This is a genomic window from Gemmiger formicilis (assembly GCF_016901605.1).
GTDB lineage: Bacteria > Bacillota > Clostridia > Oscillospirales > Ruminococcaceae > Gemmiger > Gemmiger formicilis_B.
Window position 1 is genome coordinate 1 of record NZ_JACJKP010000026.1, and the last position, 21,767, is coordinate 21,767.

Genomic DNA, 21,767 nt, shown 5'->3' on the forward strand with positions numbered 1-21,767 from the left:
CCGTCCCAGGCACGCCGCACCGTGCAGGCGATGGCGGAACTGATCCGTCACCGGGGACCGGACGGGGAAGGGCTGTATGCCGACGCCCGTGCGGCACTGGGGCACCGGCGGCTGTCCATCATCGACCTGGAAGGGGGCGGCCAGCCCATGTTCAATGAGGATGGCAGCCTGGTCGTAGTCTTCAACGGGGAAATTTATAATTATCGGGAACTGGCGCGGCAGCTGTCGGCGGCAGGGCACCGGTTTGCCACCCATTCCGACACTGAGGTATTGCTTCATGGCTGGGAGCAATGGGGGCAGGCACTGCCGGGCAAATTGCGGGGGATGTTTGCCTTTGTGCTGTGGGATACCAAAACAGGAACGATTTTTGGTGCACGGGATTTGTTCGGCATCAAGCCGCTGTATTATTATCAGCGGGGAGAACTGCTGCTTTTTGCCAGCGAGATCAAAGCGTTTCTGGCCCATCCGGGATTTGTCAAACGATTCAACGAGGACCGCCTGCCTGACTACCTGAGCATGGAATATCTGCCCGGGAACGAAACACTGTTCACCGGGGTATATGAACTGCTGCCGGGACACAGCTTTATCTGGCGGGAAGGAAAGCTTTCGCTGCATCGGTATGGTAAGATCCGTTATCGGGTACGGCACGACCGGACACTGGACGAATGGGCCGAAGCCATCGACCGTGCCTTTACCGGCAGTGTGGCGGCCCATAAAATTGCCGATGTGGAGGTGGGCTGCTTTCTGTCCGGTGGAGTGGATTCCAGCCTGACCGCCTGCAAAGCGGCCGGGCAGCAAAGCCGATTGCAGTGCTTCTCGGTAGGGTATGCCGAGCAGGCCTATTCCGAACTGCCGGCGGCGCGTCAGGCTGCCGAGGCGTTGGGGGTTCCCTGCACCGAGACTACGGTGGATGCCGGGGATTTTTTTGCAGCCAACCGGGCTATTCAGTGGTATCTGGATGAACCGATGCCCAACCCGGCCGAGGTGCCGCTGTATTTTCTTTGCAAAAGTGCCCGGCAGCGGGTCAAGGTGGTGCTCTCGGGGGAGGGGGCCGACGAACTCTTCGGCGGGTATCCTCTTTACTGTCAGGGTGTGCATATGGCCGTCTGGCAGCGCTTGCCCCGGGGGTTGCGCCGCTTGTTGGCCCGCTGTGCGTCGGGCTGCGGGTTCCTGCGCCGGGGCGCGCAAAGTCGGTGGCAGCGCTGTGCCCGCGCCAACTATGTGTTTGCCACCCCGGAAGAACGGGACCGGTACCTTAAACGCCGGTATGATTCCCGCACCCCGGCCCGGCGGTTCAAGCCTTATTTTGATAAGGTGCGCAGCCTGGATGAGCCCACCGCCCTGCAATGGGTGGACCTGCATACCTGGCTGCCCCGGGATATTCTGCGCAAAGCCGACCGGATGAGCATGGCCCACAGCCTGGAATTGCGGGTCCCTTTTCTGGACCGGGAAGTGCTGGCCGTTGCGATGGAACTGCCACGGCCCTTCCGCTGCACCCGCCGTAAAACCAAGGTGGCACTGCGCGCCGCAGCGGCCCGCAGCCTGCCGCCGGAACTGGCCCGGCGCAAAAAGCGGGGATTCCCGGTGCCATTGGCCGACTGGCTGCGGCAGGACCCGTACTATGCCATGGTAAGGGAAGCTTTTTCCGGTGCGGTAGCTGAACGCTTTTTTGATACCCGCGCTTTGTGCACTTTGTTGGACGACCACCGGGCGGGTAAAGTCAACGCTATGACCAAGATCTGGAGTTTTTACTGCTTTCTGGTATGGTACCAGCTCTACTTTGTGGACCCGCAGCCTCCAAAACTTTAAAAAATGCAAAAAAATTGGAAAATAGATATTGACTTGTTGGAATGTTTGGGTTATAATACCGTTCGTAGCGTGCCCCTGTGGGAAAGAACCATGTGCGCCCGTAGCTCAGGTGGATAGAGCAACTGCCTTCTAAGCAGTGGGCCAGGGGTTCGAGTCCCTTCGGGCGCATTTCGTGGTGCCTATGGCGCAGTTGGTTAGCGCGCCAGATTGTGGCTCTGGAGGCCGAGAGTTCGAATCTCTCTAGGCACCCCACCAAAGACCGTGTAGGCCCAGTCCCGCACGGTCTTTTCTTTTTCTGGGCCGTCGCCAAGCGGTAAGGCAGAGGACTTTGACTCCTCCATCCGTCGGTTCGAATCCGGCCGGCCCAACCAAAACAGCGTTGTGCTTTTGCACAGCGCTGTTTTTCTTTTTGCACATAACGTTCGCAGTGTATATCCGTCCTGCCTTCGGGCACACTAGGGCCGGAGGTGTTTCAAGATGGTTTATCTGGACTGTGCGCAGTACGACTGCTGCCATAACAAGGCCGGTGCCTGCTGCCTGGGCAATATCAAGGTGCACCACGCAGGGGAGAAGGACGCGGTCTGCAGCAGCTACCGCTGTAACGAGGGCGTGGGCAATGTGGCTACCGACAATGCCCCGGCTACGGCGGAAACCGAGGTCCGCTGCGATGATAAGGGGTGCAAATATCTGGAAGGCCGCTGCTGCTGTGCCGATCATGTCTGTATCGACGAATGCGGCTGCGGGCCCAAATGTGCCACCCGCAAGGAGGCACGGCAAAGCCGGAAGTGAAACCGAACAGGGCGTTCCCGCAAAGGGGACGCCCTGTTTTTTACGGTTGCGAAAGCGTACGAATCGTTGTATAATAAGACGATATAGTAGGCGACGTATGCCTGCTGGCCAATTTATCGGAAATGAGGCGCAAAGTATGCCCGATTCGCCCATCAAGGTGCCGTTTGTTTCCTTCCGGCCTATGGAGAAGGAACTGGACGGCGACCTGCGCGCGGCTTTTGACCGTGTGCTGCAAAACAGCTGGTATATTGAAGGTAACGAGGACGCTGCCTTTGAAAAAGCGTTTGCCGCTTACTGCGGCACGGAATTCTGCATCGGCTGCGGCAACGGTCTGGATTCTTTGGTGCTCATCCTCAAAGCGTTGGGCATCGGCCCGGGGGATGAAGTCATTGTACCGTCCAATACCTTTATTGCCACAGTGCTGGCCGTCAGTTATGCTGGGGCGGAACCGGTGCTGGTAGAGCCGCTGCTGGCTACCTATAATATAGATCCCGACCGGATCGAAGCTGCCATCACACCCCGTACCAAGGCAATTGTAGCCGTTCATCTGTACGGTCAGTGCGCCCAGATGGATGCGATCCGGACCATCGCCCGGGCCCACGGGCTTAAGGTCATCGAGGATGCGGCCCAGGCCCATGGCGCCACCTGGCAGGGGCAGCGTGCAGGCAGTCTGGGGGATGCCGCAGGGTTCAGTTTTTACCCGGGCAAAAACCTGGGCGCGCTGGGGGATGCCGGCTGTGTGACCACCAATGACCCGGACCTGGCCAAAAAGGTGCGGGCGTTGGGCAACTACGGCAGCGACTATAAATACCACCATGTATATAAGGGGCAGAATTCCCGTCTGGATGAGATGCAGGCGGCATTCCTGGCAGCCAAACTGCCCCATCTGGACCGGATGAACGCCGAACGCCGCCGTATTGCGGCCCGTTACTGCGCCGGAATCACCAACCCGGCGGTAACGCTGCCCACGGTGGCGGAAGGCTGCGAACATGTCTACCACATTTTTGCCGTGCGGTGTGCGGCCCGGGATGCGCTGGAAGCCCATCTCAGCGGGCTGGGCATCGGCACCAATAAACACTATCCCACGCCGATCCACCTGCAGGGGGCCTATCGCGAACTGGGCATTGCCCGGGGGGCGCTGCCCATCGCGGAGGAAATTTCCGCTACCGAACTGAGCCTGCCCATGTACTACGGCATGACGGAAGAGCAGGTGCAGGCTGTGATCGACGGCGTCAATTCGTTTAAGGAGTAATCATGCCAAACGTCGGGATTGTCATCTCCAACTATAACGGCTGGCAGGATACGGTTCAGTGCCTGGAAAGTCTGCAGAAGCAAACCTACCGGGATTTCGAGATCATCCTGCTGGACGATGCATCCACCAATGATTCGGTGCAGCAACTCCACAAACATCTGCCGGATAACGCGGTGTTTTTGCCCCAGGCAGCCAATATCGGGTTTGCGGCGGCCAACAATGTGGGCATGCGCCGGGCGCTGGCCGATGGCTGCGACTGGGTGCTGCTGCTGAATAATGACACGGTGGTTGCGCCGGATTTTCTGGAAGTGCTGCTGCGGCAGACGCCGGCCGGGGCGGTGAGCTGCCCCAAAATGCTGTTCCTCGACCCGCCGGGTGAGATCTGGTTCGCCGGTGGAGAATTGAATCGTACCACCGGCCAGGTGAAGCACCTGGGCGGGCATGAAAAGGACGGCCCGGCCTTTGCACAGAAAAAACAGGTCAGCTTTATCACCTTCTGCTGTGTGCTGCTGCCGCGGCAGGTGATCGAAACGGTGGGCTTCCTGGACGAAACCCTGTTTATGTACTGCGAGGATGTGGACTACTGCATCCGCCTGGCTGATGCAGCAGTCCCGCTTTGGTTTTTGCCCGATGCCAAAATCTGGCACAAGGCGGGCGGCAGTGCGGGGGGCATGCTGTCGGTATATTACATTACCCGGAATACGCTGTACCTGACCTGCAAGGGAAAGAGCCGTTTGTACAGCCGCGCCAAAACGCTGCCGGTGCTTATTGCCGGTGCGGCGCGGTACACGTTGACCAAAATTCTGGGCCGCAAAAAGGGACGCAGCTATGGCGCGTTCCGTGGGGCACTGGATTTCTGGCGCGGCAAAATGGGCCGCATGGAATAACAAAACACGGGGGAGAGGGCCGTTATGGATAAACTGTTGACCGTTCTGGTGGCACAATACCGGCCCGACCCGGATGCGCTGCGGCGTACACTGGCTTCGCTGGCGATGCAGACCACCCGAGAGTTTGCGGTGGTGCTGGCGGATGATGGCTCGCCGCAGGACTTTTTTGCCCAGAGCCAGGCTTTTTTGGCTGCGCAGGGCATTACCGATGTGCAGTGCATTGCCATGCGCCAGAACGGCGGCACGGTATGCAATCTGCTTAACGCATTGCAGCATATCGCTACCCGCTGGGTACTCACTCTTTCGCCGGGGGATTACCTCTATGATGAGGAAACCCTGGCCTGGTGGCTGGGGCGGCTGCAGGTCGATGCGCCCCGGGTGGCTTTTGCCCGGCAGGCTTACTATACCTCTGAACCGGTACCGACCCCGGCACCCGGGGAAACACCCTTTGACCGCACACCTTATGATCCGGCCCACTATGACACCGGGACCATCAAGCGGAATCTGCTGCTTTATGATGACGGTATCAGCGGCTGCGGTATGGTCTATGAGCGGGACCTTTTTGCCGAAGCACTGGAAAAAATGGCAGGCAGGGTCCGCCTGGCGGAGGATTTTGCCGTGCGGATGTTTGCCGTGCAGGGCATTCCCATCCGGCGGTATGACCGTCTGACCACCTGGTACGAATACGGTGCCGGGGTTTCCACCAACGAGAGCGCCCGCCAGCGTATGGCTGCCGAATGGCGCGCTATGGTGGGGCTGCTGTATGAAGCGTACCCCGGGGACCGCACGGTGCGGCTGGCTCATGCGTACTTTTTCAATGACCGGCACAAAAGCCGGTTGGTGCGCGGACTGGTAGGGCGGCTGATCGTGCCGCAGAACGCGCCATTCAAAAAAGCCCAACGGGCCTGGCACCCCCCGGTGAACGGGGAGGATGCCCGCCTGCAGGCGATTTACCGGGCAGCTGCGCCAGTGTGAAAAGGCGAAAACACGGACTTTCCGTAAGAAAGGCAGTACACCATGATTTTGCAAACCATCAGCATGAAGAGCGTTACGGCGGAAGGGATGGGTACCCTCTCGGTCTTTGAGGCGGAGCGGGATGTTCCCTTTGCCATCCAGCGTATCTACTATATTTATGGGGCGCCCAAAGGGGTGCAGCGGGGCGGCCACGCCCACAAGGCGCTGCGCCAGGTATTGTGGTGCCCTTACGGCAGCATCCTAATCCGCCTGGACGACGGCAAGGAAAAAAGCGAAGTGCTGCTCAATGATCCGGCTAAAGGCCTGATCGTGGAGCATTTCATGTGGCGGGAAATGATCTGGCAGCAGGAAAATTCGGTCCTCTGCGTGGCGGCCGATTCCTACTATGATGCCGATGATTATATCCGTGATTACGATGAGTTCCGGCGCATGGTGGCGGCGGGCAGCATGGAGGCCTGACGGTGCAGAACGTATTGCTACTCTCTGCCGGTGTGACCACGGGCTGGCATCTGGCCAAGGTGGCGCGGCAGTACTTTGCCGATGATATCACATTGCATCTGTGCGATATCAATCCCCGGGAACTGGTCCCGGCAGCGACCCTGACCGGACCGTTCCATCGAGTACCGCCGCTGGCGGACCCGGGGTACGAAGCCGCTGTCTGCCGTGTGCTGGACGAAAACCAAATCGACGTGATCGTGCCGCTGATCGACCAGGACCTGTTCCAGTGGGCGGCCGACGCACCGGCGCTGACGCAGCGGGGGGTTCGGTCCACGGCGCCGCTGCGCCATACCGCGGAACTGCTCAGCGATAAAGAACAGATGTTCCGGTTCCTGCAGGCCCACAATCTGCCCACTCCGCCGCTGGTGGACCCGGACCGGACTGAGCCGGGACGGATGTACCTGACCAAGAAAAAAATCGGCTGCGGTTCCCATGGTATGCGCGCCGTACCGGGCGGGACGCCCATCACGCTGGAAGCGGATGAACTTCTGCAGGAAAAGTGCGATGGGGACGGACGGGAAGTTACGGCCGAAGTGTTTAATGCCCAGGGTAAACTGCGGGTATTCTGCCGGGAACGGGTGGTCACCAAGGCGGGTGTGTGCACCAAGATGGTGCCGCTGCACCTGCCGGAAATCGAAGACTATCTTGCGCAGCTGGTGCAGCTGCTGCCCTGTCCCTCGGCTTTCTGCGCCCAGTTCATGCAGCATCGCGGCCGGTGGAATTTGATCGACTGCAATCTGCGCATGGGGGCCGGTACGGCCCTTGCCACGGCGGCGGGATTCCAGCTGGTGCGGGCGTTCTGGGCTGACCTGTGCGGCCAGCCTGTGGAGGATGCCTGGCTGCAGCCGGACCCGTCGGTCAAAGCGGTTCTTCGCGTTTACGAGGAAGTGGTGATCCGGTGACCCTGTATTGTGACGTGGACGGCACACTGCTGGACAGCAGTGCCCGGCATGAAACACTCCTGCGGGATTTGCTGCGGGAGGACGGCCTGCCCTGGCCGGCCGAAGCACCGGACTACCTGACCTATAAAGCGGATGGTCACAGTACCCGCGCCTGGCTGGAACAGGCGGGACTGACCCCGGAGCAGGCAGCGGATATCGCCGCCCGGTGGCAGGCAAGAATCGAAACCGCCCCTTATCTGGCACAGGACCGGGCATACCCGGACGCCGTGCCCTTTTTGCAGGCGGTACGCCGCAGCGGCCGTTCGGTGGTGCTGATTTCGGCCCGGCAGGACGCGCAGGCACTGCGCGCCACGCTGGAACGCTGTGAACTGCTGCTCTTGGCCGACGAACTGCTGGTAGTACCGCCGCTGCATGCAGCCGCGGAAAAAGCAGCCCGCCTGCAGGGACGTATTGCCCCCGGCGATTGGATGGTGGGCGATACCGAAGCCGACCGGCAGGCGGCAGAACGGCTGGGTTTGCCCTGCATGGTATTGCACCGGGGCTTTCGCAGCCGCCGGTACTGGCAGCAGCAGGGGGTGGAAAGTTTCGGCAGCCTGCCCCAGGTGTTCGCCGCCATGACCGACCAAACCAAGGAGGAGTGAAGGATGGCACAGCCCAAAGTAAGCGTGCTGGTCTCTTTTTATAATCTGGCGCCGTACGTGGACCAGACGCTGGAAAGCGTCCTGGGCCAGCAGACGGATTTTCCGGTGGAGGTATTGTGTGCCGATGACGGTTCCGATGACGGAACCATCGAAAAACTGAGGGAATGGGAGCGGAAACATCCCGAAACCATCCGTGTTTTTGTGATGGACCGCATCCCCGGCGCCAAATATGAGGCCAACGAGCGCATCAAACGGATGAATGCTATCCGGGGCCGGTTGTTCTACGAGGCAAAAGGAGAATACATCCTCTATCTGGACGGTGACGACTTTTACACCGATCCCCGCAAACTGCAGAAGCAGGCGGATATTCTGGATGCCGACAAGGAACATCGCTATATTGGCTGCGGGCATAACGGCTGTTATTATTGGGAAAGCACCGGCGAAACCAAACCCATCGAGCGCCCCCTGCGGGAGTGCAGCCTGACGGCGGAGGAATACTGGAGCTTTTTGTATGTGCACACCAACGCCATGATGTTCCGCAACATCGGGCTGCAGGGGATTGACCCTTATACCAGCGGCATTCCCATTATTGATAATCCGCTGACCTTCCAGTTCCTGCCCTACGGCGATATTTATTATCTGCCCGACTGTATGTTCAACTACCGTCAGATGGAGGGCAGCACCTACCACCGCCGCAGCCCCTATCAGAATGATATCCTGACGGCACTGATCCAATATGAACAGCGCAGGATCACCCACAAGTTTGATGGGGCGGGTCTGGTTCGCTTCCTGCGGGAGCATCAGTCGCTGTTTGCAGCCCGCCGCGACCCTCAGCTGACGAAGGACGCCCAGACCTATATGGAGAATATCCATACCTACCATGCAGGGCGGCTGCGGCGCATCGTCAATTATAACAACGAAAGCTTTCTGGCGCGGCTCTGGTGCGAGATCGAAAATCCCTTCTGGTTCTTTGTGACCAAGGTCTGCCGCCACGTTATCTGGAAACCGAAGGTACGCGCCCTGCTGGAGGAAGCGCGCCAAAAGCAGGAGCAGGGTGCCTGAAAGGGGAGAAATTCCGATGGAAGATATGCATGAACTCAGTGCGGAGGAACAGGTCCGCCTGCTGCGTCATGAACTGGAAGCCGTGTATGGCTCTTCGTCCTACAAAATCGGCCGTGCGGTCACCTGGTTGCCCCGCCACGCGGTGCGGGGGCTGAAATACCTGCTGCACAACGGGCCTGTCACCAGTGTACGGTACATGGTAACCTACGCAAAATATCATAAAATTGCCAACAGGAACTATGCTTACTGGGCCTGCCTGAAGAAAAAGGACTACCCCGAGGCGCTGAAAAAGTGGTTTCTGGAGACAAACTATACCCATACACCGCTGGATCTGGAACATCCCAGAACGTTCAGCGAAAAAACCCAATGGCTGAAACTGTACGGTGGATTTGAGGATGTATATCCTCTGGTGGACAAGTATACCGTGCGGGACTGGGTCAAGGAGAAGATCGGGGAAGAGTATCTGATCCCGCTGCTGGGCGTGTATGACCGGTTTGACGATATTGACTTTGACAAACTGCCCGATAAGTTCATGCTCAAGGTCAACCATGGTGCCGGCTGGAACATTGCCGTGCAGGACAAATCCAAGTTTGACAAAGCCGATGCCAAACGCAAGATCGAAACCTGGCTCAAGATCAACTACTGCTATCTGATGGGCGGTCTGGATGTCCAGTACATCCACATCAAACCGCGCATTATTGTGGAAAAGTTTATCGAGAACGATGGCGGCGATCTGTACGACTACAAGTTCTTCTGTTTCAACGGGGAGCCCAAGATCATCCTGCATATTCTGGAACGGTATACCGACAAGGAGGAGCGGATGCTCTTCTACGATACCGACTGGAACCTGCTGCCCTTCAACATCAATGTGCCGCTGGAAGAAAATCCCGGTCAGCCTCGGCCCAGAAATCTGGAAAAGATGCTGGAAATTGCCCGGACTCTCAGCCAGGGCTTTACGGCGGTGCGGGTGGATTTGTATGAACTCAACGACGGGTCTATCAAATTCGGTGAGATGACCTTTACCACCGAGAGCGGCATTTCCCGCTGGCACCCCGAAAGCGCCAACCTCTATATGGGCAGCCTGATTCATCTGCCGGGGGTGGATGATGCCCCGGCGGATAAAGCCTGATAAAGGAGTCCTTATGCCTGAAACCAATCCGGTCATCAGTGTTATCGTGCCGGTTTACAAAGCCGAGGAAACGCTGGATGACTGTGTAAAAAGCATTCTGGCCCAGACGTTTGCCGATTTTGAACTGCTGCTGGTGGATGACGCCAGCCCCGACCGCTGCCCGGCCCTCTGCGATGCCTGGGCACAAAAAGATCCCCGCATTCGTGCTTTGCATCCGCCCAAACAAGGCCCGGGGCCTTCCGGCGCCCGCAACGCCGGTCTGGATGCAGCCCGGGGCAGATGGATCACCATGGTGGACAGCGACGATACCGTGGCCCCCGATCTGTTTGCCACCCTGTATGGGGCGGCGGAGCGCAGCGGTGCGGAACTGGTGATCTGCAACAGCTGCCGCCGCCTGCCGGATGGCAGCCTGCAGCCGCACCCGGCGGAACAATGCTTTGCCGCCGATACGCTGCTGGATGAGGAAGCTTTCTGGAATGCCTTCAACACCCCGTGGATCAGCCAGTTCACCGGTACGGCTCACCGGCTGTATGCGGCCAAACTGTTTGACGGGGTGCGCTATCCGCTGGGGATGCTGCATGAGGATTATTACGTGCTGCCGGATCTGATTGCCCGCTGCGGCAAGGTGCAGTGCCTGGCGTATACCGGGTACTATGTACTCCAGCACGAGGGCAGCATTACCGCCACCGCCCGCCATGAGGTGCGGCTGGCCATGACCCGGGGCGACATCCACCGTGCGACGTATTTCCTCTCCCGCGGGTGGTATGACCGCGCCGAAGGGGCCCTTACCGATGCGGCGGAATTTCTCTACCGCAACAAGGCCGCCTATGACCTGCGAAAGCCGGGCCACCGGGCAGAGTTTGCAGCCGTTAAAGCGGAACTTTGCCGTGTGTATGACGTACTGGCGGCCCAAAAGGGCGCTTCTTCGCTGAAACTGCGTGCCGCCGCGCTGCGGTTGGGGCTGCCGGTATTTCACGGTTATACCCGGCTGCTGGCCGCCCGGCGGGCTTGAAATCTTCCGAAAGGAAAGGAATGCCATGGCTGAAATCAGTGTCATCATACCGGTCTACAAGGTCGAACGTTATCTGGATGCCTGTGTGGCCAGTGTGACTGCCCAGACGTTCCCGGATCTGGAAATCATCCTGGTGGATGACGGCAGCCAGGACAATTGCCCGGCGCTCTGTGATGCCTGGGCCCGGAAGGACCCGCGCATCCGGGTGGTGCACCGGAAAAACGGCGGACTTTCGGCGGCGCGCAACAGCGGTATTGAGATCGCAGCGGGAAAGTTCCTCGCCTTTGTGGATGCCGACGATACCCTGGACCCTGATGTACTGCGCCGCGCTGTGGAAGCACAGCGGCAGCACGATGCGGATCTGGTGATCTTTAACCTGCAATACGTGGATGAAAACGGCACCCCGCTGCCAAAGCCGGACTTTACCGGCTTCCGGGATGAACTGCTGGATGAAAATGACGTATGGCAGCGGTATTTTGCTCTGGCGGAACAACGGATTTATTACGTGGTGGCGTGGAACAAACTCTACCGGCGGGAACTGTTCCGGACCCTGCGCTATGCGGAGGGAAAACGGTACGAGGATCAGTTCCTGATGCCCCGCCTGCTTGCCCAATGCCGCACCATTGCCTGCCTGGCATACCCCGGCTACCACTATGTACAGCGGGGCGGCAGCATTATGGCCCAGGGGTCCAGCCGCAATTATCTGGACCGCAGCGAGTTCCTGCTGGAATGGTGTGACTATTTTGCCCAAAAAGGCGATTTGCTGCGTGCCGAAGGGCTGCTGAATGATGCCATCCAGAACCTCAGCGAGAAAGACCGGTTTGATCTGTCCACACCGGCCCAGCAGGCGCGCTACCGCCAGGCTTGCCGGGGGTGTGCCCGGGGGTACGGGCAGCTGGCACGGCGGACCGGGCAGCGCAGTATGTGGCTGCGGGCTGCCCTGCTGCGGCTGAGCCTGCCGCTTTACCTGAAATTTTTGCACAGCAGGCAGTAACCCTGCTGTTCGGGCGCGGTGCGCCACCAATATCGACCAATACAAGGAGCAACACATGGAACAGATGGAAAAACAGTACCACGTACATTACAGCCCCGCCAAGGGCTGGGCACGGGTGGATTTTGCCGAGCTGTGGCGTTATAAGGACCTGATCTGGCTGTTTGTCAAGCGGGATTTCACCGTTATGTACAAGCAAACCATTCTGGGCCCCGCCTGGGTGCTCATTAACCCGCTGCTGTCGGCGGCTATGTATACGGTTATGTTCGGCGTCATTGCCAAGCTGCCCACCGACGGCGTACCCCAGGCGCTGTTCTACCTGGCAGGCACCGCCCTGTGGGGATTCTTTGCCGCCTGCATCAACCGGGTATCGGCGACCTTTACCTCCAACTCGGCTATTTTCAGCAAGGTGTACTTCCCGCGGCTTACCATGCCCATCTCCACCATGCTGTCGGCGTTCATCAACTTTGTGCTGCAGTTCATCATGTTCTTTGGTTTGCTGCTGTTCTATACGGCAAAAGGCCAGGTCCATCCCAACTGGGCCTACATGCCCCTGACGTTGCTGCTGTTGGCGCAGGTGGGGCTGCTGGGCCTGGGATGCGGTATCATTGTATCCAGCCTGACAACCCGCTACCGCGACCTGATGGTGGTGGTCGGCTTTGGCGTGCAGCTGTGGATGTACGGCACCCCGGTGGTGTATCCGCTGTCCATGATCGACGGCATGAACCGTGTGCTGCATATTGCCATGGTCCTCAATCCCATGACCGCGCCTATGGAAACCTTCCGGTTTATCTTCTTCGGTACCGGTCGGGTGACGCTTCGGCTGTGGGCGGTTTCGCTGGTGTGGACCGTTGTACTGCTGGCCTTGGGTCTGTCGCTGTTCAGCAAGGTCGAAAAGACCTTTGTGGATACCGTATAAGGAGGTGCGCATCATGGAAAAACAGAACGATATCATGATCCGCGTCCGCGGTGTCAAGAAAAAGTACAAGATCGGCCAGATCGGCGGCGGTACGCTGCGCGGCGACCTGCAAAGCTGGTGGGCCCGCAAGCGCGGCAAAGAGGACCCCAACACCATCATCGGCACCGACCAGCGTCTGATCGGCACCACCTTTATGGCCCTGAATGGCGTCAGCTTTGACGTACACAAAGGCGAAGCGGTGGGCATCATCGGTTCCAACGGTGCGGGTAAATCCACACTGCTCAAACTGCTTACCCACGTTACCGCCCCCACCGAGGGCGATATTGATATCTACGGCCGGGTAGCCTCCATGCTGGAGGTTGGCACCGGTTTCCACCCGGAAATGACTGGCAGGGAAAACGTCTATCTCAACGGTGCTATCCTGGGTATGACCCGCGCCGAGATCGATGCCAAAATGGACGAGATCATCGAATTTTCCGAGGTGGGCGATTTTATCGATACCCCGGTCAAGCGCTACTCCAGCGGCATGTACGTGAAGCTGGCTTTCAGCGTGGCGGCACACCTGGACAGCGAAATCATGATCATGGACGAAGTGCTGGCTGTCGGTGATATGAAGTTCCAGCAGAAATGTCTGGGCAAGATGGGGGACGAAGCCGAAAGCGGCCGTACCATCCTCTATGTCAGCCATAACATGGCTACTATCCGTCAGCTTTGTACCCGTTGTATTGTGCTGGATCAGGGCCGCATTGTCTTTGACGGCGATGTGGATGAGGCCATCGGCATTTATGCCAAGGGCAACATCATGACCGATGCCGTCAATGATCTGACGGAACTTTCCCGTGAACCCAACCGCGGTACCCGTGCCAAGATGCTGCGGCTGGAATTTGACGGCAAGACCAGCCCGTCCTACCGGTATGACGAGATGATGAATCTGAAGCTGACCGTCCATGCCGAACAGGACATTCCGCGCCTGGGCTTCCGACTGGTGATCAGCGGCCAGGATCAGGTGCATATCGGTATGGCAGACTTCCCCCGGTTTGGTTCCCTTCGCGCTGGTGAGACCAAGAGTTTCCTCTTCAGCTTGCGCAGCGAGGTACTCCACTCCGGCAACTACAGTTTCTTTGTGGCGCTGTATGAGCACGACGACCTGGGAGGCATTGCCATTTTGGACGATTTGGGCCGCTCCTTCACCTTCCAGATCGTGGATGACCCGGTGGGCGGTTACCCCTGGAACAAAAACTGCGGACACATCCGCTTTGTGGATGCCAACGTCCGCCCGGTGGAATGAGCCCGCGGTATGATAAGGTGGCAATCTTCTGCGAAACACCGTTCCAGTTGATCGTCTGCCTTAATGCAGCGGTGGAATATCTTCACGCCAGGGAATGTGTGGTTTTCCCGGTGCAGGATATGTACCGGTCACAGAGTAAATTCCTGGTGCCTGCACAGCCGCCGCTGATCCGGCATGTTTACCCGGTGCGCCGCACCCAGGCCAGCCAGACCCGCTGGCAGGGGCACCTGAACCATCTGCGCTACGGTAAAAACTATACGCTGCTGGACTTTATGTATAAGTTCCCGCGGGATATGGCTTTTGATGCAGCGGTGGGCATCCGGTATACGGCCCGCTGCCGGCAGATTCTGCAGGCGTTTGACAAAAAGGTGCCTTACTTTATGGTGGAAGAAGGCATCGGCGAATACAGCTGGCCCCGGGCGGACGGGGAACTGAGCGCCGTAACGCTCAAGGATTGCCCCATGTTCACCCAGCTGACCCATGTGTGCCTGCTGCCGGATCTGTACCGCGCCATGTATCCCGGCGAAACGGTGGTGCAGGCCCCCACCATTGGGCCGGAAAGCCCTCTGCGCAGTGTGCTGTGCAATCAGTTCCGGCCAAGCCCGGATTTCCGTATGCCTGCCATGCCCCGGGTGCTGTACTTCCATCAGCCGCTGGATGACCGTTTTGCAGACCCGGCTGACACGGAGCATCTGCAGCGGCAGGAAAATATGATTCTGGATAAGCTGGCAGCGTCTGCGCCCGGTGCATTTCAGTTAAAGCTGCATCCGCGGGATGCGGCGGCGGATTACCCGGCGGAACAGGTACTGGACCTGCCGGCAGCCTGGGAACTGGTGCCCTGCACACAGCCGATTGATGAGATGCTGCTGGTCAGCGAAAATTCCACGGCACTGATCAGCCCCAAACTCCTGTTTGATCAGGAACCCAAGGCGCTGGTGCTGGAGGAACTGTTCCCCCAGAATCCGGACCGGAAAGCGGCCCATCTGGCCCGTCTGCGCCTGATGCATGCTGTGCGGGATACTTACCGTGATCCCCGTCGGTTCTGCATTCCCCGCACGATGGAAGAGTTTGAACATGATCTTGCACAGCTGTTGCAGCTGTAAAACAAAAGGCTTGCAAACCCAAAGGTTTGCAAGCCTTTTTCTTGTGGTTACCGGTAATCGATGGGCAGCGTGGGCAATCCGTTCAAATCCCATCCGGCCAGGTTGCCGTCCTGGTATTCATAGTAGCCCTGGGCAGCAATCATGGCGCCGTTGTCACCGCAGTATTTCAGTTCCGGCAGGTAGATTTTGGCACCCAGTTTCTGGGCGCCGTCGTTCACCAGCTGGCGCAGCCGCCCGTTGGCTGCCACGCCGCCTGCCAGGCAGATGGTCTGGGCGCCGGTATCGGCAGCAGCCGAAAGCAGCTTCTTGGCCAGGATCTGGTCGATTCGCTCCTGAAAGCTGGCGGCCATATCGGCCACATTGACCGGCTGACCCTTCTGCTGGGCGTTGTGCACCTCGTTGATGACGGCGGTTTTCAGACCGCTGAAGCTGACGTTGTATTTGCCCTCCACGTGGGGGACCGGCAGCTTGTAGGCGTGGGCGTTACCGCCCTTGGCGGCGGCTGCCACGCTGGGGCCGCCGGGGTAGGGCAGACCCAGTGTGCGGGCTACCTTGTCGTAGGCTTCTCCGGCGGCGTCGTCCACCGTGCGGCCCAGCACCTTGTAACGGCACCAGTCTTCCACCAGCACAATGTGGCTGTGGCCGCCGCTGGCCACCAGGCACAAAAAGGGCGGATGCAGTGCCGGATGGGTCAGATAGTTGGCGGCGATATGCCCCCGCAGATGGTGTACCGGTACCAGCGGTTTGCCTGCGGCGTAGGCCAACCCTTTGGCAAAGTTGACCCCTACCAGTACGGCGCCGATCAGTCCCGGCGCAAAGGTGACCGCCACAGCGCCCACGTCGGCAATGGTCAGGCCGGCATCGGCCAGGGCTTTGTCCACCGTTGCGCTGATATATTCGGCATGGCGGCGGCTGGCAATTTCCGGTACGACACCGCCGTAAAGCGCCTGTTCCTTGACGCTGGTGGCAATCACGTTGGAAATCACCTTGCGGCCGTCCTCCACAATGGCGGCGGCGGTTTCGTCGCAGGTGGATTCAATTCCTAAAACATACATGGGTAATACAGTCCTCTCAATGTGCTTCCAGCCAGGTTTTGCCGGTGCCCACATCGGTGGTCAGCGGCACGCTGTACTGCACGACCTGTTCCATTTCCTCACGCAATACGCGCTTGACTTCTTCCACTTCGCTTTCGGGGGCTTCCACGATCAGTTCGTCGTGTACCTGCAAAAGCAGCCGGGCTTCCAGCTTTTCGTCCCGCAGGCGCTGCCATACATGGACCATGGCCAGCTTGATAATGTCGGCAGCGGTGCCCTGGATGGGAGTGTTGCGGGCCATTCGTTCGCCGCTGGCCCGTACCTGGAAGTTGGAGCTGGCCAGTTCCGGCAAAGCACGGCGGCGTCCGAACAGTGTTTCCACGTAGCCTTTTTCTTTGGCGTGGGCAATGCAGTCCTGCATATAGCCGTCCACTTTGGGGAAGGCGGCCAGGTAGGTTTTCAGGAAGGCGTCGGCTTCCTTCACCGGCACATCCAGGTCCTTGCTCAGGGAGTAGGCACCCTTGCCGTACATGATGCCAAAGTTGATGGCCTTGCTGGCGGAACGCAGCTGGGGTGTGACTTCACTTTCGGGAATGTGGTAGATTTTGGCGGCGGTGGAGCGGTGAATGTCCGCCCCGTGCAGGAAGGCCTGCTGCATGGCTTCGTCGCCGGTAATGTGGGCAAGGATGCGCAGTTCAATCTGGGAATAGTCGGCATCCACCAACAGCTGCCCTTCGCCGGCTACAAAAAAGTCCCGCAGGCGGCTGCCCAGTTCGGTGCGGATGGGAATGTTCTGCAAGTTGGGTTCGGTGGAAGAGATACGCCCGGTACGGGCTTCGGTCTGGATAAAGGTGGAATGCACCCGGCCGTCGGCGGCCTGTGCGGTCAGCAGCCCGTCCACATAGGTGGAAAGCAGCTTGGCGTAGGTGCGGTATTTCAGAATCTGATCGATCACCGGGCTGTAGGGACGCAGGCTTTCCAGCGTTTCGGCGTCGGTGGAATACCCCCGGGAGGTTTTCTTCCGGGGCGGCAGACCCAGCTTGTCAAAAAGTGCTTCGCCCAGCTGTTTGGGGCTGTTCACGTTGAACTCGTAGCCTACTTCCGTATAAATGCTCTGCAGGATGCCGTCCAGTTCGCTGCGCAGGCTGTCGCCAAAAGCGCGGATTCCCTCGGCATTCACTGCAAAACCGATGCGTTCCATATCTGCCAGCACCCGGGCCAGGGGCAGTTCCATCTCATCGTGAAGTTTGCGCTGCTCGCTTTCGTCCAGGGCAGCGGCCAGTTTGTCCAGCAGGGCGGCCAGAACCCCGGCATCCGGGGCGGCCTCACAGGCAAACGCGGCGGGGACATCATATTCCCCGGCCAGGTTCTTTACGGCGTAGCCGCTGGCAGAAGGATTCAGCAGGTACGCGGCCAGCTTGCCGTCAAAACGGATGGCCTTGCCGATACCGCCCCGGTCCAGCGCCAGGTGGTAGAGGGGTTTCGCGTCAAACACCCACAGTTCGGCGTCTCCGTCCAGCAGGGCGGCCAACCGGTCGGTGTCGGGCAAAAAGACCTGCCCGTCCTGTACGGCGTACCAGCTGCCGTCGGCGTTCTGGGCCAGGTACACCCGGCCGTCCACCACCAGCGGCAGGGGAGATGGTTCCACCGTTTCCACCGGAGTGGCCTGGACGGCTGCGGGGGCACTGCCGTTTTCCAGCTGCCAGCGGTCGATGAGTTTGTGCATCTCCAGGCTGGCCAGCAGATGGGCTGCGGCCGCCGCATCGCCGGGCTGGCGGGTGTAGGCGGCAGGGTCGGTGGTGATGGGGGCATCCTTGCGGATGGTACCCAGCATATAGGAAAGCTCCGCTTTGTCCCGGTTGGCACCCAGTTTTGTGCGCTGCCCGGGTTTGATGGCGGGATCGTCCAGATGGTCGTAGATGGCCTGCAGGCTGCCGAACTTCTGCACCAGAGCCAGGGCGGTTTTTTCGCCAATGCCCGGTACGCCGGGGATGTTGTCCGACGAATCGCCCATCAGACTTTTTACGTCGATGAGCTGTGCCGGGTCCACACCGTATTTTTCCCGGATGGCAGCAGGGTCCATGGGAATGGTTTCTTTGTTGGTGGCCAGCAGGACGGTGGTGGCATCGTCCACCAGCTGCAGACTGTCCCGGTCACCGGTAGCCAGCAGGGTGGTGCCGCCCTGGGCCTCGCAGGCGGCGGCCAGTGTTCCCAGAATGTCGTCGGCTTCCCAACCGGCTTTGCTTACCTGCACAAACCCCAGGTCGTTCAGCAGTTCTTTCAGAACCGGCATCTGCTGGGCCAGTTCTTCCGGCATGCCGTGGCGGGTGGCTTTGTAACCGTCATAGGCTTCGTGGCGGAAGGTGGGAGCGCGTTCGTCCCAGGCAATGGCCACCGCGTCCGGCTGGTGGGCAGTAAGCAGGTTCAGCAGAATGTTCTGGAACCCGAAAATCGCGTTGGTATAACGGCCGTCTTTCGTCGTCAGCAGCTTGATGCCGAAAAAGGCCCGGTTGACCAGACTGTTGCCGTCCAGTACCATCAATTTCATAGAAAAGCTCCTTTGGCGCAATTTGCATATAGAATAAGTATACCACAAACAGCGCAAATGTGGTAGAATGGAATGCGAAATTGAAAAACGAGGTATCCCATGCAACTGAAACATCTGCAAATCCCGGCAGGGGCAGCTTTTGCGCCCATGGCCGGGTTGACCGACGCTGCCTGCCGCCGCATGATGGCGGACCATGGTGCAGCCTGGACCGTCAGCGAAATGGCCAGTGCCAAGGCATTGAATTTTGGAGACCGGAAGTCTTTTGCGCTGTTAAAGGACCCGGACCCCCATGGCATTTATGCCATCCAGCTGTTTGGCGCCGAGCCGGAAACCCTGGCCAAAGCCATTTTGCTGGTACGGGAAAAAGGCATTGCCTTTGATATATTGGACATCAACATGGGCTGCCCGGCCCCCAAGATCACATCCAGCGGGGCGGGCAGTCATCTGCTGCTGGACCCGCCTTTGTGCGGGGCCATGGTGGCCGCAGCCCGCAAAGCCCTGGGGGACGATACCCCTCTGACGGTGAAAATGCGCATCGGCTGGGACGCCGACCATCTTACCGGTGTGGAGGTGGCCAAACAGTGCGAGGCCAACGGCGCCGACCTTTTGGCAGTACATGGCCGGACCCGGGAACAGATGTACATTCCGCCCATTGATGCCGGGGCTATCGCTACCATCAAGCAGGCGGTGAGCATTCCGGTGCTGGCCAACGGCGATGTGACCACCGCCGAAGGGGCACTGGATCTGCTGGAAAAAACCGGCTGTGATGGTGTCATGATCGGCCGGGGTGCCCTGGGCGACCCCTGGCTGTTTGACCGGGTGCGGGCGGCGCTGCTGGGCGAGGAAATGCCGGCAGAACCGACCCTCAACCAGCGGATGGCCGCACTGCGCCGCCAGATCTATGAAATGTGTGAAGAAAAAGGGGAATGGCTGGCCATGCCGCAGGCACGCAGCCAGGCCATGCACTATATGAAAGGTCTGCGGGGGGCGGCTTCTCTGCGGCGGTACTGTTCCATGCTGGAACATTTTACCGACGTGGATAAACTGATCGACGCGGTCTACCGGCTGCAGGATTAAAACCGTCCCCGGGTCAGCTCGTCCAGATTCTGGGCGTAGCAGGGCAGCATGTGCTGGATGAAATACTCCGCTTCGGGACAGTCCAGGGCGTGCAGTGCCGCCATCTGCTGTTCCCGGGCAGCCTCAAATTCATGGTTGCCGCCCTGGCTCTCCTCAATGCATTTGATGATGGCGGAAAGCCGGTCGGCGGCTTTCAGGACCTTGCGCTCGGCATCGTTCAGCACCGTACCTGTCAGATAGGCTTCGGTTTCGCTCCGCAGTTCTTCGGGCAGCAGGCTGGCCATTACCCGGGCGCTTTCCCGCTCCACGGCTTTGTAGGCGGAGCGCAGGGCGTCGTTTTTGTATTTGACCGGGGTGGGCATATCCCCGGTCAAAATTTCCGGTGCGTCGTGGTACAGTGCCGCCGTGGCCACCACCTCGGGGCGCAGCCCTGCGCCGGTGCCGGTGCATTTTTTGGCAATGAGGCAAAGCATATGGGCCAGCAGCGCGGTATCCGCGGTGTGTTCGCTCAGGCTTTCGGGACGGCCGTTGCGCATCAGGCTCCAGCGGGTGATGTATTTCATGCGGCCCAGCAGGGCGCTCAGCGGATATGTTTTCATCTTCACGCAACCTTTCCTGTGTGTTATAATCAGTATAGCACGATTTTAACAGAAACACAGTACGTTAATCGGGACAGAACCGGGGTTTTGGGTATGTACCTTACACTTCCAAGAGAAAAATCACGCTACTGGCGGGTGTTCTGGCTTTGCTTTTTGCTGGCTGCGGCACTGTTCCTGCCGCATTGTATTGCGGATGCGCTGCAGGGCGGCGGATATTTCCACTATGCCGGGGACTTCAACGACCAGCAGATCAACTTTTATCAGTATGCCAACGCCTTTGTCAAGCAGGGCGGTTCCTTCAGTTGGGCTACCGACCTGGGCAGTGGGTTTGTAAATTCTTATTCCTTCTATCTGTTGGGCAGCCCCTTTTTCTGGCTGTCGCTGTGGGTGCCCTCCCGGCTTATGCCCTGGATGATGGTGCCGCTGCTCTGCCTGAAAATGGCGCTGGCGGGCGGCGGTGCGTACCGTTGGGCGCGCCGCTGGGTCCGGTCCGAGGATTGGACCATGGTGGCCGGTTGCCTGTATGCCTTCTCCGGTTTTACGGTGTACAACATCTTTTTCAACCATTTTCTGGATGTGGTGGCCCTTTTCCCGTATATGCTGGCTGCCCTGGATGATGCTGCGTTGGACGGTAAACGGGGCCCCTTCCCGTTTTGGGTTGCCCTGAACCTGATCAACAACTACTTCTTCTTTGCCGGGCAGGCCGTTTTTCTGGTAATTTACTTCCTGTGTATGCTGGCAGGTCGTGTCTATAAAGTCGGTCCCCGCACCTTTGCATCCCTGGTATGGGAAACCATGCTCGGCTGTGCTATGGGCTGTGTGCTGCTGATTCCGGCGGGCCTGTCCCTGATCCACAATCCCCGTACCATCGACCCGTATAACGGTTACGGGTATCTGCTCTACGGCAATTCCCAGCAATACGGGGCTATCCTGTACAGTGCTTTCCTGATGCCCGATGCACCATACTTCCGGGACATGTTCCAGGAGGGCATCCTCAAACATACCAGCATGACCGCCTATCTGCCGCTGGTGGGAATTGTGGGCGGCATCGCCTTCTGCCGCGGTCGCCGCGCCCATCCCTTTACCTATATTCTTAAAACCTGCATTGTGTGCGCCTTCGTGCCGGTACTCAACAGTGCGTTCTATGCCCTCAATTCCAGCTACTATGCCCGGTGGTATTATATGCCGGTGCTGGTCTTGTGCGGTGCAACCGCTTATACGCTGGAACGGCCCCACCTGGCTGAACGCCAGA

At 59.1% G+C, this 21,767-nt stretch carries 20 protein-coding genes and 3 tRNA genes; 20 read left to right on the forward strand and 3 right to left on the reverse strand.

Going from position 1 to position 21,767, the window contains the following annotated elements; all coding sequences use genetic code 11:
- From asnB to H6B10_RS03585, 18 genes are all read left to right on the forward strand, one after another.
- On the forward strand, window positions 1-1,809 hold a 1,809-nt coding region (asnB, locus tag H6B10_RS03500; protein ID WP_204649675.1), incomplete at its 5' end, for an asparagine synthase (glutamine-hydrolyzing).
- Between the two features lie 94 nt (window positions 1,810-1,903).
- Window positions 1,904-1,977, forward strand: a tRNA-Arg gene (locus H6B10_RS03505).
- A gap of 7 nt (window positions 1,978-1,984) precedes the next feature.
- Window positions 1,985-2,061, forward strand: a tRNA-His gene (locus tag H6B10_RS03510).
- A gap of 44 nt (window positions 2,062-2,105) precedes the next feature.
- Window positions 2,106-2,180, forward strand: a tRNA-Gln gene (locus H6B10_RS03515).
- A gap of 106 nt (window positions 2,181-2,286) precedes the next feature.
- Window positions 2,287-2,598 (forward strand): hypothetical protein, encoded by a 312-nt coding sequence (locus H6B10_RS03520; protein WP_204649678.1) that lies wholly within the window; start codon window positions 2,287-2,289, stop codon window positions 2,596-2,598.
- Window positions 2,599-2,734: 136 nt separating this feature from the next.
- Entirely contained in the window at window positions 2,735-3,850 is a 1,116-nt protein-coding gene (locus H6B10_RS03525) for a DegT/DnrJ/EryC1/StrS family aminotransferase (protein ID WP_204649680.1), read from the forward strand.
- A gap of 2 nt (window positions 3,851-3,852) precedes the next feature.
- Window positions 3,853-4,737, forward strand: coding sequence for a glycosyltransferase family 2 protein (locus H6B10_RS03530; protein ID WP_204649683.1), 885 nt, complete (start codon window positions 3,853-3,855; stop codon window positions 4,735-4,737).
- Window positions 4,738-4,761: 24 nt separating this feature from the next.
- Window positions 4,762-5,712 (forward strand): glycosyltransferase family 2 protein, encoded by a 951-nt coding sequence (locus tag H6B10_RS03535; protein WP_204649685.1) that lies wholly within the window; start codon window positions 4,762-4,764, stop codon window positions 5,710-5,712.
- 42 nt (window positions 5,713-5,754) lie between these two features.
- A complete protein-coding gene (locus H6B10_RS03540; RefSeq protein WP_204649688.1) occupies window positions 5,755-6,171 on the forward strand; it encodes a sugar 3,4-ketoisomerase in 417 nt (138 codons plus the stop codon).
- Between the two features lie 2 nt (window positions 6,172-6,173).
- Window positions 6,174-7,112, forward strand: coding sequence for a hypothetical protein (locus tag H6B10_RS03545; protein ID WP_204649690.1), 939 nt, complete (start codon window positions 6,174-6,176; stop codon window positions 7,110-7,112).
- Window positions 7,109-7,753, forward strand: coding sequence for an HAD family hydrolase (locus H6B10_RS03550; protein WP_204649693.1), 645 nt, complete (start codon window positions 7,109-7,111; stop codon window positions 7,751-7,753). The genes H6B10_RS03545 and H6B10_RS03550 overlap by 4 nt, the downstream gene beginning before the upstream one ends.
- 3 nt (window positions 7,754-7,756) lie before the next feature.
- Window positions 7,757-8,815 (forward strand): glycosyltransferase family 2 protein, encoded by a 1,059-nt coding sequence (locus H6B10_RS03555; RefSeq protein ID WP_204649696.1) that lies wholly within the window; start codon window positions 7,757-7,759, stop codon window positions 8,813-8,815.
- A 16-nt stretch (window positions 8,816-8,831) separates the two neighbouring features.
- Window positions 8,832-9,944 carry an ATP-grasp fold amidoligase family protein gene (locus H6B10_RS03560; RefSeq protein WP_204649700.1) on the forward strand — a complete coding sequence of 371 codons (1,113 nt, stop codon included), beginning with the start codon at window positions 8,832-8,834 and terminating at the stop codon, window positions 9,942-9,944.
- A gap of 13 nt (window positions 9,945-9,957) precedes the next feature.
- Complete coding sequence (locus H6B10_RS03565; protein ID WP_204649703.1) at window positions 9,958-10,956, forward strand: glycosyltransferase family 2 protein; 999 nt, start codon at window positions 9,958-9,960, stop codon at window positions 10,954-10,956.
- Between the two features lie 25 nt (window positions 10,957-10,981).
- Entirely contained in the window at window positions 10,982-11,950 is a 969-nt protein-coding gene (locus H6B10_RS03570) for a glycosyltransferase family 2 protein (RefSeq protein WP_204649705.1), read from the forward strand.
- A gap of 55 nt (window positions 11,951-12,005) precedes the next feature.
- The gene (locus tag H6B10_RS03575) at window positions 12,006-12,866 is read left to right on the forward strand and encodes an ABC transporter permease (RefSeq protein WP_204649707.1); all 861 of its coding nucleotides are present in this window, start codon (window positions 12,006-12,008) and stop codon (window positions 12,864-12,866) included.
- A gap of 13 nt (window positions 12,867-12,879) precedes the next feature.
- Window positions 12,880-14,154 carry an ABC transporter ATP-binding protein gene (locus H6B10_RS03580; protein WP_204649708.1) on the forward strand — a complete coding sequence of 425 codons (1,275 nt, stop codon included), beginning with the start codon at window positions 12,880-12,882 and terminating at the stop codon, window positions 14,152-14,154.
- Window positions 14,151-15,257 (forward strand): hypothetical protein, encoded by a 1,107-nt coding sequence (locus tag H6B10_RS03585; protein ID WP_204649710.1) that lies wholly within the window; start codon window positions 14,151-14,153, stop codon window positions 15,255-15,257. The genes H6B10_RS03580 and H6B10_RS03585 overlap by 4 nt, the downstream gene beginning before the upstream one ends.
- 47 nt (window positions 15,258-15,304) lie before the next feature.
- Here the strand turns inward: H6B10_RS03585 and tsaD are convergent, their stop codons facing one another.
- Entirely contained in the window at window positions 15,305-16,312 is a 1,008-nt protein-coding gene (gene tsaD / locus H6B10_RS03590; protein WP_204649712.1) for a tRNA (adenosine(37)-N6)-threonylcarbamoyltransferase complex transferase subunit TsaD, read from the reverse strand.
- Between the two features lie 16 nt (window positions 16,313-16,328).
- Window positions 16,329-18,839 (reverse strand): DNA polymerase I, encoded by a 2,511-nt coding sequence (polA, locus tag H6B10_RS03595; RefSeq protein ID WP_204649715.1) that lies wholly within the window; start codon window positions 18,837-18,839, stop codon window positions 16,329-16,331.
- A 99-nt stretch (window positions 18,840-18,938) separates the two neighbouring features.
- On the opposite strand from polA, the gene dusB reads away from it, so the two are divergent.
- Window positions 18,939-19,916 carry a tRNA dihydrouridine synthase DusB gene (gene dusB, locus H6B10_RS03600; protein ID WP_204649717.1) on the forward strand — a complete coding sequence of 326 codons (978 nt, stop codon included), beginning with the start codon at window positions 18,939-18,941 and terminating at the stop codon, window positions 19,914-19,916.
- Here dusB and yfbR read toward each other — a convergent pair.
- On the reverse strand, window positions 19,913-20,515 hold the full coding sequence (yfbR, locus tag H6B10_RS03605; RefSeq protein WP_204649722.1) for a 5'-deoxynucleotidase: 603 nt from the start codon (window positions 20,513-20,515) through the stop codon (window positions 19,913-19,915). The genes dusB and yfbR overlap by 4 nt on opposite strands.
- Before the next feature lie 93 nt (window positions 20,516-20,608).
- On the opposite strand from yfbR, the gene H6B10_RS03610 reads away from it, so the two are divergent.
- Window positions 20,609-21,767 (forward strand): YfhO family protein (locus tag H6B10_RS03610; protein WP_204649719.1); only part of this gene is annotated, 1,159 nt, incomplete at its 3' end.